Source organism: Stenotrophomonas aracearum (genome assembly GCF_031834615.1).
Classification (GTDB): Bacteria; Pseudomonadota; Gammaproteobacteria; order Xanthomonadales; family Xanthomonadaceae; genus Stenotrophomonas; species Stenotrophomonas aracearum.
The window spans coordinates 3,764,222-3,779,573 of the sequence record NZ_CP115543.1; the positions used below are offsets into that span (position 1 = coordinate 3,764,222).

A 15,352-nucleotide genomic window follows, 5' to 3' on the forward strand; every position below is an offset into this window, starting at 1 on the left:
ACACAGCTTTTGTGCGACGCAAAATGTTTCATTCGCAACTGCGGTCGCAGCCGGCCAACAAAAAACCCCGCCTCGCGGCGGGGTTCTTCGCATGCATCACGACAGGATGTCGCGGGTGCGCGGACCTTAGAAGTCCATGCCGCCCATGCCACCCATGCCGCCCATGCCACCGCCGCCCATGGCCGGCTCATCCTTCTTCGGCGCCTCAGCCACCATTGCTTCGGTGGTGATCATCAGGCCGGCGATGGAGGCTGCGTTCTGCAGGGCCGAACGGGTCACCTTGGTCGGATCCAGGATGCCGAAGGCCAGCATGTCGCCGAACTCGCCGCTGGCGGCGTTGTAGCCGAAGCTGCCGGTGCCTTCCTTGACCTTGTTGACGATCACGGACGGCTCTTCGCCGGCGTTGGCGACGATTTCACGCAGCGGGGCTTCCATCGCGCGCAGGGCGATCTGGATGCCGTGGTTCTGGTCTTCGTTGGCGCCCTTCAGGCCGGCCAGCGCGGTGACCGCACGGACCAGGGCAACACCGCCGCCCGGCACCACGCCTTCTTCGACCGCCGCACGGGTAGCGTGCAGGGCGTCGTCGACGCGGTCCTTCTTTTCCTTCATTTCGATTTCGGTCGACGCGCCGACCTTGATCACGGCAACACCGCCGGCCAGCTTGGCCACGCGTTCCTGCAGCTTTTCACGGTCGTAGTCGGACGAGGTGTCTTCGATCTGGGTCTTGATGCGGGCCACGCGCGATTCCACGGCTGCCTTGTCGCCCAGGCCGTCGATGATCGTGGTGTTCTCCTTGGAAACCTGCACCTTCTTGGCGCGGCCCAGGTCGTTGATGGTGGCCTTCTCCAGCGACAGACCGATCTCTTCGGAGATCACGGTACCGCCGGTCAGCACGGCCATGTCTTCCAGCATCGCCTTGCGACGGTCGCCGAAGCCCGGTGCCTTGACGGCCACGACCTTGACGATGCCACGGATGGTGTTGACCACCAGGGTGGCCAGCGCTTCGCCTTCGACTTCCTCGGCCACGATCAGCAGCGGCTTGCCGGCCTTGGCGACGCCTTCCAGCACCGGCAGCAGGTCACGGACGTTGGAGATCTTCTTGTCGTGCAGCAGGATGTACGGGTCGTCCAGGTCGGCGGTCTGCGCCTGCTGGTTGTTGATGAAGTACGGGGACAGGTAGCCGCGGTCGAACTGCATGCCCTTGACCACGTCCAGCTCGTTTTCCAGGCCCGAGCCTTCTTCAACGGTGATCACGCCTTCCTTGCCGACTTCCTTCATCGCTTCGGCGATGATGTTGCCGATCGACTCGTCCGAGTTGGCCGAGATCGTACCGACCTGGGCAATGGCCTTGTCGTCGGCGGTGGGCTTGGAGATGTTCTTCAGCTCGGCGACGGCGGCAACCACGGCCTTGTCGATACCGCGCTTGAGGTCCATCGGGTTCATGCCGGCGGCAACGGCCTTGGCGCCTTCGCGGATCAGGGCCTGGGCCAGCACGGTGGCGGTGGTGGTGCCGTCGCCGGCGTCGTCATTGGTACGCGAAGCGACTTCCTTCACCATCTGCGCGCCCATGTTCTCGAACTTGTCAGCCAGTTCGATTTCCTTGGCGACGGACACGCCGTCCTTGGTGATGGTCGGGGCGCCGAAGCTCTTCTCGAGCACGACGTTGCGGCCCTTCGGGCCCAGGGTGGCCTTGACGGCATTGGCGAGAACGTTGACGCCGCGCACCATGCGCGAACGGGCGTCTTCACCGAAACGAATTTCCTTGGCAGCCATTGCGATTACCTTCTGAATAATTGGGGGACAGGTGGCCGGGCGCTCGGCCCGGCGGCATCAATCAGCCGATGACGGCGAGGATGTCGTCTTCGCGCAGGACCTTGTATTCCACGCCTTCGCTCTTGTAGCTGCTGCCGGCGTACTGGCCATAGATGACCTTGTCACCGACCTTCAGCGACGGCGCGCGGACGCTGCCGTTGTCCAGCGGCTTGCCCGGGCCCACGGCCACGACTTCACCCTTGGTCGACTTTTCCTTGGCCGAGTCCGGGATCACGATGCCGCCGGCGGAGATTTCGTCGGCTTCGATCGGCTTGACCACAACGCGGTCGTGAAGCGGCTTGATGCTCATGTGGGACCTCTTAAGTTATTGATTGGTCAGACAAAGTCCGGCGATGTTAGCACTCACCCAAGGTGACTGCCAGCACCGCTCGTGAAAAAACCCGCCAGTGCGGGACAGGGCAGAGATGGTGGCCCACCTGTGCCTTTCAAGGGGCCGGACCCGAATTTTTCGCAGATGGGGAATCGTCGGAGAGGCTCAACCCGACAAAGTTCCGCCAATTTCTTGACGCACGTCCCATTGCGGCGTGCCGAATACGACATATCGATAGATGTGTCATATGGATTGGCTAGATTCGGCGGGCAAAACCCAATCACAAGGAGCCGTAGATGAGGTTGCCCACACCGCTTTCCCTGGCGTGCCTGCTGGCGCTGGCCGCCGGCCCCGCCCGCGCCGACGTATTCATCAATGAGCTGCACTACGACGACAGCACCCCCGCCGGTGACGTCGGCGAGGCGATCGAGGTCGTCGCCACCGGCGGCGAGGACCTCGGCAGCTACACGCTGTACCTGTACAACGGCAGCACCCCGTCCGCCGCCACGGTGTATGCCAGCAACCCGGTACCTGCCGGCACGGCCGCCGGCTGCGGCAAGGCCAGTCTCGCTACCGTCACCTACCCCACCAACGGCCTGCAGAACGGCGCCAACGACGGCATCGCGCTGGTCGATGGCAGCGGCAAGGTGGTGCAGTTCATCAGCTACGAAGGCACCGTTACCGCTGCCAGCGGCCCGGCGGCCGGGCTGACCAGCCAGAACATCCCGGTCAGCGAGACCAACAGCACCGCGCCGGGCACCTCCCTCCAGCTCACCGGCAGCGGCAGCCAGTACGCCCACTTCACCTGGGCGCCCTCGGCGGCGCAGACCTTCGGTGCGTGCAACAACGGCCAGACCTTCAGTGGCAGCGGCGGCACCGGGCCGAACACCCCGCCCTCCGTTCGCACCACCACCCCCGAGCAGGGCGCCACCACCTTCCCGGCCGCCGCCGACCTGGCCGTGACCTTCAGCGAGACCGTCACGCTCAGCAACGGCGCGTTCGTGCTCAGCTGCGGCCAGTCCGGCAGCGTGCCGCTCACCCACGCCACCAGCGGCACCACCTTCACCCTGTCCACCAATACCGCGCTGGTCGCCGGTGAAGCCTGCCGGTTCGATATCCGGGCCACCCGGATTAAGGATGCGCAGGGCGCCCGTCCGGCTGCGGACACCCGCATTGCCTTCAACGTCGCCGCAGGCGGCACCGACCCCGGTCCGGACCCGGACCCGGGCAGCTACTACTCGAAGGTGAACACCTCCAGCCCGAGCCAGCTGCGCTGCTCGCTGCATGAAACGATCAAGGGCCACACCTCGTATCCGTACAGCGGCTCGGGCACCAGCACCTGGACCATCCTGGAGATCGCCGACGAGGACCCCAACAACAGTGGCCGGATCCTGGACGCATACCGCAACCGCAGCTACGCCAAGGTCAGCGACCGCGCGGGCACCGGCAGCGGCCTGACCTACAACCGCGAACACACCTGGCCCAACTCGCTGGGCTTTGCCAGCACCACCGGCGACAAGGGCCTGCCGTATGCGCCCTACACCGATACCCACATGCTGTACCTGACCGACGCGCAATGGAACGCGGACCGCGGCAACAAGCCGTTCGCCAAGTGCGACGTCAATTGCGGCGAGCGCGCCACCGAGAACAACAACGGCCAGGGCGGTGGCAGCGGCGGATACCCGGGCAATTCCAACTGGGTGCGCAGCCCGGACGGCAATACCGGCACCTTCGAAGTGTGGGGCCAGCGCAAGGGCGACATGGCGCGTGCGGTGATGTACATGGCGATCCGTTATGAGGGCGGCAAGGACGCGGCGACCGGGCAGTCCGAACCGGACCTGGAGCTGACCGACGACCGCAGTAGAATCGTCAAGACCTCGTCCTCGCCGGCGTACATGGGGCTGCTCTCGACGCTGATCGAGTGGCACCTTGCAGATCCGCCCAACGCGGCTGAAAAGGCCCGCAATGAGGTCGTCTTCAGCTTCCAGGGCAACCGCAATCCGTTCATCGACCACCCCGAGTGGGCTACGCCGGCGCTGTTCACTTCGGCCAAGCCGGCGAGCTGCCAGCTGGCTGACTGACGGGCTACATGGAGCCGGCCGGCGGCCGGCACTACCCGTTGTGTTGGCCGGCAGTGCCGTCATGTTGGCCGGCCCCGCCTTGGGGCCGGCCGGCAGCGGGGGAATTCCATCCCTATAATCGGCGGTCATGTCGACCGCCGATTCCGTATTCATTCTTCTGACCACCTGCCCTGACGCCGCCACCGCGGCGCGGCTGGCGCACGCGCTGGTGGAAGAACGCCTGGCCGCGTGCGTGACACGGCTGGACGGGGCGCACTCGACCTACCGCTGGCACGGCGAGGTCACCGAGGACGCTGAGGTCCAGCTGCTGATCAAGACCACCGGCAGCCGCCTGGATGCGGCCATCGCGCGGGTGCAGGTGCTGCACCCGTATGAACTCCCCGAGTGCATCGCGGTCGAAACCCGCGCTGGCCTGCCGGCCTACCTGGATTGGATTCGGGCCCAGACCCGAGAGGAAACCGATTGATGACGCTGTTTGGTCGCTTTGCCGCGCTGTGCGCGCTGTTCGTGGTGTCCCTGCCGGCCCTGGCCGTCAGCGAGAAAGACCTGTTGCCGGTCGATGAGGCCTTCGGGCTGAGCGCGCAGGCGCGCGACCGCGGGCATATCGAAGTCAGCTGGAAGATCGCGCCGGGCTACTACCTGTATCGCCACCGCACCACGGTCAAGAGCGACGCGGCCTTCGTTGCCGAGGCGCTGCAGATGCCGGCCGGCAAGAAGCACCACGACGACTTCTTCGGCGAAGTGGAAACCTACCGCGACCGTCTGGTCGCCGTGCTGCCGGGCAAGGCCACCGACGATGCCGGCACGGTCACGCTGGAAGTGCGTTACCAGGGCTGCGCCGATGCAGGCGTGTGCTACCCACCGCAGAAGCGCAGCCTGCAGGTGAAGCTGCCCGGCGGAACCGCTCGGGGCGACACTGCGGTAACTCCGGCCTTCAACGGCGCGGCGGCCTCGCCGTTCAACAACCCGCTGGGCGGCGACGCCGGCGGTGGGCTGCGCCTGCCTGGAACGGCCAGCACCCAGGCGCTGCCGCTGCCTTCCGAACGCGCATTCGGCTTCGAGGCCATCGTCGGCGACGGCAACACCGTGCTGCTGCGTTTCAGCCCGGCGCCGGGTTACTACCTGTACCGCGACCGCACCTCGCTGAAGCTGGAAGGCGCCCCCGGCATCCGCGCCGACACCCCGCGCTGGCCCGCGGCGAAGTCGCACCGCGACGAACACTTCGGCGACGTGGCGGTGTACTTCGACCAGACCGAGGTCGCGCTGCCGCTGCGTCGCACCGTCGCCGACGCGGCCGAGGCGACCCTGGTGATCACCTTCCAGGGCTGCCAGACCGACGGGATCTGCTACCCGCCGATGACGCGCCGCGTGAAGCTGGCGCTGCCGGCCGGCAAGGTCAATGCCAGCGCCGATGAAGCGGTGCGCCGCAGCGACGTGATCGCGCCGCTGGTGAGCCGCGACAAGCGCCCGCAGCCGCGCGAGGCCAATGGCATTGCCACCCAGCCGATGCTGATCCGCCCGAACGAGCCGGTGGCGGACGCGGCGCAGGCCGAGGCACCCGATGCCAGCGCCGACAACGCGCAGCGCACGCCCCCGCCCACCAGCAGCGACGCCACCCCGACCACGCTGATCGCGGCGCTGCTGCTGGCGCTGGCCGGTGGCCTGATCCTCAACCTGATGCCGTGCGTGCTGCCGATTCTGTCGCTGAAGGTGCTGGGCGTGGCGCAGAGCGGCGAGAGCCGCCAGCGCGCGCGCAGCCATGCCCTCTGGTACACCGCGGGCGTGCTGGTGGCGTTCGCTGCGATCGGCGCGCTGGTGCTGGCCCTGCGTGCGGCCGGCCAGGCCGCCGGGTGGGGCTTCCAGTTGCAGCACCCGTGGTTCATCGCCGCGCTGGTGTACCTGATGTTCACCGTGGGCCTGAGCCTGTCGGGCGTGTTCACCCTCGGCGGCAGCCTCGGCGGCGTGGGCCAGTCGCTGGCCTCGCGCAGCGGGCCGGTCGGCGATTTCTTCACCGGCGTGCTCGCCTGCGTGGTCGCCAGCCCGTGCGTGGCGCCGTTCATGGGTGCGCCGCTGGCCTACGCGTTCACCGCGCCGGCCCTGCCGGCGATGCTGGTGTTCCTGGTGCTGGGCCTGGGCCTGGCGCTGCCGTTCCTGCTGATCGGCTTCGTACCGTCGCTGGCCAGGCGCCTGCCGCGCCCCGGTGCATGGATGGAAACGCTGAAGCAGGTGCTGGCCTTCCCCATGTACGGCACCGCGTTGTGGCTGCTGTGGGTGCTGGGCAAGCAGCGCGGCGTGGACGCGATGGCGCTGGTGCTGGCCGGGCTGGTGGTACTGGGCCTGGCGCTGTGGTGGTTCGAGCGCAGCCGCTGGCGCAGCCAGCGGGTGGGCGCGGTCCTGGCCCTGGTGCTGCTGCTGGGCGCACTGGTGCCGGTGTGGGCGGTGACCCGCATCGACGCCCCGGGCAAGGCCGCAGCGCCCACCGCCGACAACGTGGTGGCCTATTCGCCGCAGATGCTCGACCGCCTGCGCCAGGACAACCGCGTGGTGTTCGTCAACATGACCGCCGACTGGTGCGTGACCTGCAAGGCCAACGAACGTGCGGTGCTGGGCACCCACGCGTTCGAGGAAACGCTGCGTCGGACCAACGCGGTGTACATGCGCGGCGACTACACCAATGTCGATGAGCAGATCACCGCGTTCCTGGATGAACACAAGGCGGTCGGCGTGCCGCTGTACGTGGTGTACGGCCCGGGCGCACCGCCGACGGTACTGCCCACCGTGCTGACCCAGGCGCTGGTCGAAGAAGCGCTGCTGCGCACCGCACGATGAGCGCGCCGCCGCGCAGGTCGCTGCTGGTGACAGGGCTGATCGCGGCGGCACTGGGCCTGGGCACCGGCCTCTACCAGTTCGCGCGTGAACCGCAGGAACCCCGGTCTGCTGCGGTGGAACGTCCTGCCGCCGTCCCGGCCAGGCCGGGCGATCCGATGCCGGCGATCACCCTGCCCGACGTGGACGGCGCGCCGGTGGATTTCGCCCGCTTCCATGGCCGTCCGCTGCTGATCAATGTCTGGGCCAGCTGGTGCGGTCCCTGCATCGAGGAGATGCCGATGCTGGCCGCGTTCGCTGCCGCGCAGCCCGGCGACGGCGTGCAGGTGGTCGGCCTGGCCATCGATACGCCCGACGGCGTGCGCGACTACCTGCAGCAGGTGCCGGTGAGCTACCCCATCGTGGTCGAGCAGCCCGCGCCGGATGACGCGAGCGTGCGCCTGGGCAATGCGCAGGGGCTGCTGCCGTATTCGGTGCTGGTGAACGCCGAGGGCAGGATCGTCAAACAGAAGCTCGGGCCGTTCGCCGCAGGCGAAGTGGAGACGTGGGCGAGCCTCAGGTAAAGAAGCGCCGCAGATAGCGGGCGGTCTTTCCCTGTTTCGAACGACTGACAAGCTCGGGCGTGCCGGCGGCAACCACCTGGCCGCCCTGCTCGCCCGCGCCGGGGCCCACATCGATCACCCAGTCGGTGTCTGCGACCACGCGCAGGTCGTGCTCGACCACCACCACGGTGTTGCCCGCGTCGACCAGGCCGTGCAGCTGCGCCATCAGCTTGTCCACGTCGGCCGGGTGCAGGCCGGTGGTGGGTTCGTCCAGCACATACAGGGTGTTGCCGTGCTGGCTGCGCTGCAGTTCGGTGGCGAGCTTGATGCGCTGCGCTTCGCCACCGGACAGTTCCGTGGCCGGCTGGCCCAGCCGCAGGTAGCCCAGTCCGATGTCGCGCAGCAGCTGCAGCGGGCGCTGCACCACCGCTTCGTCGACGAAGAACGCCAGCGCCTCCTCCACGGTCATCGCCAGTACCTGCGCGATGTTGCGGCCGTTCCACTCCACCTCCAGGGTTTTGGCGTTGTAGCGCTGGCCGTGGCAGGTCGGGCATGGCGCGTACACGCTGGGCATGAACAGCAGTTCCACGTGCACGAAACCCTCGCCTTCGCAGGTTTCGCAGCGCCCCTGGGCCATGTTGAAGGAGAAGCGGCTGGCGCTGTACCGCCGCGCCTTGGCCGTGCGGGTTGCCGCGAACAGCTTGCGCACGTGGTCGAACAGCCCGGTGTAGGTGGCCAGGTTGGAACGCGGGGTGCGCCCGATCGGCTTCTGGTCGACGTTGACCAGTCGTTTGATCGCGGCCTGCCCGGCATGCAGGCGGCCGCGCGTGCGCTCGATCCGGCTCGGCTGCGGCAGGTCGTCGTCGGTCTCCGCTGCCGGCGGCTCATGGCCCAGGTGGTCGCCAACCAGCTCCACCAGCGCCTGGCTGACCAAGCTGGATTTGCCGGAGCCGGACACGCCGGTGACCGCGCAGAACGCGCCCAGCGGGAAGCGTGCGTCCAACCCATGCAGGTTGTTGCGATGGATACCGCGCAGCTCCAGCCAGCCGGCCGGTTCGCGCGGCGTGCGGCGCATGGCCGCGTGGGTATCGAACAGGTAAGGCGCGGTGGCCGATGCCTTCACCGTGCGCAGGCCGTCCGGCACACCGCTGTACAGCACCTGCCCGCCATGCTGGCCGGCACCGGGGCCGACGTCCACCAGCCAGTCGGCGCGGCGCAGCATCTCCAGGTCGTGCTCGACCACAAACAACGTGTTGCCACCGGCCTTGAGCTGGTCCAGTGCGTCGTACAGCGCCTCCCCATCGGCCGGATGCAGGCCGGCGGTCGGTTCGTCGAGGACGTACACCACGCCGAACAGGCTGGAGCGGATCTGGGTGGCCAGGCGCAGCCGTTGCAGCTCGCCCGGCGACAACGTGGGCGTGGCGCGGTCCATCGACAGATACCCCAGCCCCAGCGCTTCCAGCGTGCCGATTCGCTCCACCAGGTCCTGCGCGATGCGCTGCGCGGCAATGCGCTTTTCTTCAGACAGGTCCGGGGTACGGCGCACGTCGCTACTGCCTGCGTGCTGCAGGCCGCCGGCGGCCACCCGCGCCTGCTCTGCCTTGCGCCCGGCGGCACGGCTACGCGGTGCGCGTGCCGCAGGCGCTTCGAATCGGCCTTCGGCGGCCGGTCGCAGCGCGTCGGCCATGGCCGCCAGTGACAGCTGCGACAGCGCGCCGATGTCCAGCCCGGCGAACGTCACCGACAACGATGCGCGCTTCAGGCGCTTGCCCTCGCAGACCGGGCACACCGTACCGACCATGTAGCGCGCCACGCGCTTTTTCATCATGGCGCTCTGGGTGGTGGCGAAGGTTTGCAGCACATAGCGCCGCGCGCCGCTGAACGTGCCCATGTAGCTGGGCTCTTCCTTGCGACGCAGCGCAGCGCGGGTTTCGGCGGGGGTGAAGCCTGCGTAGACCGGCACCACCGGCTGCTCTTCGGTGAACAGGATCCAGTCGCGCTGCTTCTTCGGCAGGTCGCGCCAGGGAATGTCGACGTCGTAGCCGAGCGTGACCAGGATGTCGCGCTGGTTCTGGCCGTGCCAGGCCGGTGGCCACGCCGCGATGGCGCGTTCGCGGATGCTCAGCGAAGGATCGGGCACCATCGACTGCTCGGTCACCTCGTACACGTGGCCCAGCCCGTGGCAGTTCGGGCAGGCACCCTGCGGCGTGTTCGGCGAGAAATCCTCGGCGTACAGCATCGGCTGTTTCGCCGGATACGTACCGGCACGCGAGTACAGCATGCGCAGCAGGCTGGACAGCGTGGTCACGCTGCCCACGCTGGACCGCACGCTGGCGGTGCCGCGCTGCTGCTGCAGCGCCACCGCCGGGGGCAGGCCTTCGATCGCATCCACGTTGGGCACGCCGACCTGGTCGATCAACCGCCGCGCGTACGGCGACAGCGACTCCAGGTAGCGCCGCTGCGCCTCGGCATACAGCGTACCGAAGGCCAGCGACGACTTGCCGGAACCGGAGATGCCCGAGAACACCACCAGTGCGTCGCGTGGAATGTCCACGTCGACGTTCTTCAGGTTGTGTTCGCGGGCACCGCGAACGCGCACGAACGCGTCAGCGGCAGCGCGGGGTACAGCGGGCTTCTTTCGGGTGCTCATGCATCCAGCATACCCACCGCGCGCATGCGCCTGGTGACGGGCGCCGCCGGCCGCTCCAGCACGAAGGCGGCCACCGCTTCGGACAACTGCCCGGCCTGTCGCTGCATGGCCTGCGCCGATGCACTGGCCTCCTCCACCATCGCGGCATTCTGCTGGGTGCTGCCGTCCATCTGCAGCAGGGTCTTGCCGACCTGTTCGATGCCCTCGCTCTGCTGCTGGGACGCGGCGGAGATACTGGCGGTGATCGCGGTGACCTGTTCCACGCTGCTGACGATGCGGGTCATGGTCGCACCGGCCTGGTCGACTTGGCGGGTGCCCGCATTCACGTTCTCCACCGACGCCTCGATCAGGGTCTTGATCTGGCGCGCGGCGTCGGCACTGCGCTGCGCGAGCAGGCGCACTTCGCCGGCCACCACGGCGAAGCTGCGCCCCTGTTCACCGGCACGTGCGGCCTCCACCGCCGCATTGAGCGCGAGGATGTTGGTCTGGAAGGCAATGCCGTCGATCACGCCGGTGATGTCGCCGATCCGGCGCGACGAGGCGGCGATGTCATGCATGGTCGCCACCACCTGCGCGACTGCGCTGCCGCCCTCCACCGCGATGTCTGCGGCGCCCACCGCGAGCCGGTTCGCCTGCAGCGCCGAATCGGCGTTCTGGCGCACGGTGGCGGTGAGTTCCTCCATCGACGAGGCGGTTTCTTCCAGGTGCGCGGCCTGGCGCTCGGTGCGCTCGGCCAGGTCGCGGTTGCCGGCGACGATCTCGTCGGCCGCGCCATGGATCGCGCCGGTAGCCTGCTGGATGCGCACCACGATGTCGGAAAGCTGCTGCACGCTGGCGTTGGCGTCGTCGCGCATCTGCGCGAACACGCCCTGGAAGTCGCCCTGCATGCGCAGGCCGAGGTCGCCACGCGCGAGTCCCGAAAGCAGCGCCTGCAGCCCGGCCAGGTTGCCCTGGAACGTGTCCAGCAGCCGGTTGATGCTGACCGCCAGGGTCAGCACGAATCCCTGCTTGTCATGCACGGCGATGCGCGCGTCCAGCTCGCCGTGCGCGGCCGCGTCCACCAGCGCGGCCACCTCGGTTTCCACCGTGGTCTCCAGCGCGCGGCTGCGCCATTCCACGGCAGCGCCAAGCAGCTGGCCCTCGTCCAGGATCGGATTGAGCACCAGCTGGTAGCGGACACCGCCCTGCTCGACCTCATGGGCGCTGCCCTTGCCACCCTGCAGTTGCGCGGCCACGTTGGCGAACACCGGGTGCAGCCGATGCGCGGGCTCGCCGCGCCACTGTTCCGGCGTGCAGCCCAGTGCGCTGCACAGCGCGCGGTTGAGGAAGCCGATGCTGCCGTCCGGCTCGAGCACCATCAACCCGGTCTGGGCGCTGTCCAGCGCCTGGCGGGCACGGGTATTGTCGCGCGCGGCCGCACGCTCGGCCTCGATCCGGCTGCGCAGCCGGCCCTGCATGTGCAGCAGCCGCTGCGCCAGCTGCCCGAACTCGTCGTGCGGATTGCGTACGACCAGTACCGTGTCCAAGCGGTCTTCTGCGATGTCCTCGGCAAAGCGCAGGGTGTCGGCGATCGGGCGCTGCACCGCCTGCAGGGTGAGCAGCAGGGTGGCGACCAGCAGCAGCGCCACCAGCAGCAGGGTTACTGCGAACGCGACGGTCATGGTCCGCGCCTGGCTCTGCAGGCGACCGCGCGCCGCCTCCAGCGACGCGGCCTGCGCCTGCCGGACCTGTTCCAGGCTGGGCGCGATCTGCGCGGCGGTGTCGGCCAGCGACTGCGCCTCGATGTCCAGGCCGACCCGGGCAGCCGTGTAGCCCAGCAAGGCGCCCTGGTAGGCGTCCATCGCTGCGCGCAGCGCGTCCTGCGCGTCCGAACGCAGGCCCGGTGAGGCCATCGCCAGCTCGAACGGCAGCTTCGCCTCACTGGCACGGTCGGTGTGGGCGGAATCGCCGGTGAGCAGCAGCAACGCCTCCTGCCGGCGGATCGTCTGCCATTGCGCGTCCAACGCCGGGCGTTGCACCGTGGCCAGGGCGTCCTCCATCGCAGTCGCGGCGGCCTCGACCTGCGCGCGCAGGTTTTCCTCGCCACGCCCCATTTCATCCACGCGTGCGTTCAACGCGGTGATGCCGTCGGCGAACTCGGCGATGCGTGCGGCCAGTGCCTGCAACGCCTCCGCCTTGCCGTTGCCTGCGGCAGCGCGCTGCAGACCGGCCAGCGACTCCTGCAGGTGCTGCCGTGCCTGCTGCAGCGCCTGGCGGTCGGCATCGTCGAAGCTGGTGGCATAGCGGGTCTGCAGGCGGCGTGCGTCGGCGACCTGGGTGCCCAGTGCCGCCACCAGCCCGGTGACCTGCTGGTGCCTGTCGAACGTGTCTGCGGCACGCTCGCTGTTGTACCGTGTCCACGCGTATACGATGGCCACCAGCAACAGGCCCGAAACGCAGGCGACCAGGCTGATCTTCAGCTTGCGCGCCACGCTCAGCCGGCGCAGTGCAACCAGCCCGTCGCGCAGGGCATGCCGGACGGGAACGGACTCACCGCGTCGGGTGAGGGACAACCACAGGCGGCGGGGGAAGGCCGACATTGCGTACTCCAAGCGGAATGACGCATCGGTATCGGCCGGGACTGGCGCAACTTTAGGGTTGCTTATGCAGAACCTTGAGCGCCGTCAAACTACGCAGCCGTTGTACCGTGCGTAGACGACGGGAAGATGACGCGTTGCCTGCGTTCTGCATCTCTTGGAGCCGGCCGGCGGCCGGCACTACGGCTTTGGGAGGTGGACGAGGGGTAACGGACCGCGCGTGTGGCTGTCCAGCCAGTCGGCGAAGCGGGTACTGCCCAGCAGCGCGCCGGGTTCGGGGGTGAGGGTGGTGTCCTTCAGCCGGGCGCCGTAGTAGCGCGCATCCGGGTCTTCCACGACCGGGCGGTCGTCCTGGTTGAAGTACATCACCCGCTCCACCAGCTCGAACAGGCGGTGGCACTCGGGGCCGGCGATCTGCACCATGCGCCGGGTCGGCGCGGTCATCGCGACCTGGGCGACCAGTGCGGCCAGGTCATCGGCGGCCACCGGCTGGACCTTGGCAGGCGACAGGTGCAGCGGCTGGCGTTGGGCCAGCGGTGCCACCAGCTGTGCCATGAACTCGTGGCACTGGGTCGCGCGCACCAGCGTGGAGCGCAGGCCGGATTGGCGGATCAGGCCCTCCTGCACCGCCTTGGCGCGGAAGTAGGGGCTGTCCTGCAGGTACGGCGTCCCCACGATGGAAAGGCCGACCAGATGTTCCACGCCGGCGCGTTCGCAGGCGGCCAGCAACTGTGTGGTGGCCCGCTGGAAGAAGTCGCCGACCTGCGGGTCGTCGAAGATCGGCGCGTTGGCGGCATCCACCACCACCTGTGCGCCCTGCAGTGCGGCGGGCAGGCCCTGGCCGGTCAGCACGTCCACGCCGGTGCGGCGCGACGCCGGTACCGCTTCGTGCCCGTGCGCAGCCAGATGCTCCACCACCCGACTGCCGATCAGCCCGTGGCCTCCGATGACGACGATCTTCATGTGTGAGGTCCTTGTAGGTGTTACATCACGATAGGGCTGGCAGGCGCCTGCTGGATCGGCACATCGCGCTCATCCAGCATCTGGCGAAGGTCGCTCTCGACCGTGCCGCACAGCTGCGAGATCGGAATGTCGTTGGCACCGCCTTCGAACGGGTTGGCGCTGCTCTCACCGACCTGGTCCAGCGCGGCGTACATCCACGACACCAGCACGCCCAGCGGGATCGCCAGCCACACCATGTGCCCGGCCATCGCACCGCCCACGGTGTCGTTCATCGGCGCCAGCAGGTCGATCATGCCCAGCGGCAGCAGCAGGCACAGGATGCGCACGAAGATCACGTTGATCACCGCGTACTGGCGTGGGTACGGGTAGTTCTTGATGCGCTCGCTGCGCGATTGCTGGTCATGCAGGTCGCGCAGCACGCGCTGCAGCTCGGCGAAGCTGGCCTGCGGAATCTGTCCGTCGTCGAGCAGCTGGCGCAGCGCGGCGCCCTGCAGCGACAGCACTTCGGTGGCCCTGCTGGTCGCACCCAGGATGCGCGAGCGCTCGTCCGGGGTCACGTACTTGGTAAGTTCGGCATCCAACGTGCGCACCTTCTCCGGCACGTCATAGTGCTTGCGGTACTCCACATTCGGCGTCAGCTTCTGGGTTTCCCACGGCTTGCTCTCGCGCATCTGGTAGCGCAACGCGGTCAGCCAGGCCAGGTGCCGGTACACCAGCCGCCGGGTATGTTCGGGGTGGCTCACGTAGTCGCGGCTCATGGTGCCCCACAAACGGCTGGCCGCGGTGATCGACGCCCACACCTGCTGCGCTTCCCACAACCGGTTGTAGGTCTGGGTGTTCTTGAAGCCGGCGATCAGCGCCACGCTGGTGCCGAGCATGAAGATCACGTTCCACGGCACCGTCAGCCAATGCAGGCCGCCCAGCTGGTACAGCGCCACCAGGGCGACGTTCCACAGGATCAGCAGGTACAGCGGACGACGCGTCCAGACCAGGAATTCGGTGAAGGTGTAAGAGCGACCAGCGTGCATGATCGTTGTCTCCGGCAGGGTAAGCGCCGCTCAGGGCGCTGCGGTGGGCACCACGCTCACCACGTGGGTGATGCCGTTGCGGAACATCTTTGCGTAGGGGCAGACGCGTTCGGTATTGCGGACCAGCTCGGCAGCCACGCTGCTCTCCAGCCCGGGAAGGTAGGCCTCCACCTCGGCCGAAAGCAGGTACAGCCCGTCGATCGGATCGCGCGAGAAGGTCACCGCCACCTCGATGCATGCATCCACCAGCACCAGTCCGGCGCGGCTGGCCAGCAGGTTCATCGCACCGTGGAAACAGGCGGCGTAACCGGCGGCCAGCAGCTGCTCCGGGTTGCTGCCGCCGCCGGGACCACCCAGCGAGGGCGGCAGGCGCAGATCGAGCTCCAGCGCGCCGTCGTCGGACACCACCACGCCGGAGGCACGACCATGGCCGGTGACACCGCCCTGGACGCGCACCCGCCCGGTGTAGAGCGGACGCACTTCATCGCCACGGTATTTGTCGAGTACGGCAGGCGACGGCGGCTTCAGGTCGGACATGGCAGG

Annotated in this window: 11 protein-coding genes; 4 read left to right on the forward strand and 7 right to left on the reverse strand. The window is 68.3% G+C overall.

Annotated elements, in window-relative coordinates; all coding sequences use genetic code 11:
• Nucleotides 1–126: 126 nt before the first annotated feature.
• Nucleotides 127–1,773 (reverse strand): chaperonin GroEL, encoded by a 1,647-nt coding sequence (gene groL / locus PDM28_RS16990; RefSeq protein ID WP_102946007.1) that lies wholly within the window; start codon nt 1,771–1,773, stop codon nt 127–129.
• Between the two features lie 61 nt (nt 1,774–1,834).
• Nucleotides 1,835–2,122, reverse strand: coding sequence for a co-chaperone GroES (locus PDM28_RS16995; RefSeq protein WP_102946008.1), 288 nt, complete (start codon nt 2,120–2,122; stop codon nt 1,835–1,837).
• A 317-nt stretch (nt 2,123–2,439) separates the two neighbouring features.
• On the opposite strand from PDM28_RS16995, the gene PDM28_RS17000 reads away from it, so the two are divergent.
• The 4 genes from PDM28_RS17000 (at nt 2,440) to PDM28_RS17015 (ending at nt 7,613) form a co-directional block, all read left to right on the forward strand.
• On the forward strand, nt 2,440–4,224 hold the full coding sequence (locus tag PDM28_RS17000; protein WP_311182945.1) for an endonuclease: 1,785 nt from the start codon (nt 2,440–2,442) through the stop codon (nt 4,222–4,224).
• A 127-nt stretch (nt 4,225–4,351) separates the two neighbouring features.
• Nucleotides 4,352–4,690 (forward strand): divalent-cation tolerance protein CutA, encoded by a 339-nt coding sequence (cutA, locus tag PDM28_RS17005; protein WP_102946010.1) that lies wholly within the window; start codon nt 4,352–4,354, stop codon nt 4,688–4,690.
• Nucleotides 4,690–7,053: a protein-disulfide reductase DsbD domain-containing protein gene (locus tag PDM28_RS17010; RefSeq protein ID WP_311182946.1), complete on the forward strand. Its 2,364-nt coding sequence runs from the start codon at nt 4,690–4,692 to the stop codon at nt 7,051–7,053. The genes cutA and PDM28_RS17010 overlap by 1 nt, the downstream gene beginning before the upstream one ends.
• On the forward strand, nt 7,050–7,613 hold the full coding sequence (locus PDM28_RS17015; protein ID WP_311182947.1) for a TlpA family protein disulfide reductase: 564 nt from the start codon (nt 7,050–7,052) through the stop codon (nt 7,611–7,613). The genes PDM28_RS17010 and PDM28_RS17015 overlap by 4 nt, the downstream gene beginning before the upstream one ends.
• Here the strand turns inward: PDM28_RS17015 and PDM28_RS17020 are convergent.
• From PDM28_RS17020 to PDM28_RS17040, 5 genes are all read right to left on the reverse strand, one after another.
• The gene (locus tag PDM28_RS17020) at nt 7,606–10,242 is read right to left on the reverse strand and encodes an excinuclease ABC subunit UvrA (protein WP_311182948.1); all 2,637 of its coding nucleotides are present in this window, start codon (nt 10,240–10,242) and stop codon (nt 7,606–7,608) included. The two genes, PDM28_RS17015 and PDM28_RS17020, sit on opposite strands and share 8 nt — an antisense overlap.
• Nucleotides 10,239–12,821, reverse strand: coding sequence for a methyl-accepting chemotaxis protein (locus PDM28_RS17025; protein ID WP_311182949.1), 2,583 nt, complete (start codon nt 12,819–12,821; stop codon nt 10,239–10,241). Before PDM28_RS17025 ends, PDM28_RS17020 begins: the two co-directional genes overlap by 4 nt.
• A 177-nt stretch (nt 12,822–12,998) precedes the next feature.
• On the reverse strand, nt 12,999–13,781 hold the full coding sequence (locus PDM28_RS17030) for an SDR family oxidoreductase (protein WP_311182950.1): 783 nt from the start codon (nt 13,779–13,781) through the stop codon (nt 12,999–13,001).
• A gap of 20 nt (nt 13,782–13,801) precedes the next feature.
• A complete protein-coding gene (locus tag PDM28_RS17035; protein ID WP_102946016.1) occupies nt 13,802–14,809 on the reverse strand; it encodes a bestrophin family protein in 1,008 nt (335 codons plus the stop codon).
• 30 nt (nt 14,810–14,839) lie between these two features.
• A complete protein-coding gene (locus tag PDM28_RS17040) occupies nt 14,840–15,346 on the reverse strand; it encodes an Ohr family peroxiredoxin (protein ID WP_102946017.1) in 507 nt (168 codons plus the stop codon).
• Between the last annotated feature and the right edge of the window lie 6 nt (nt 15,347–15,352).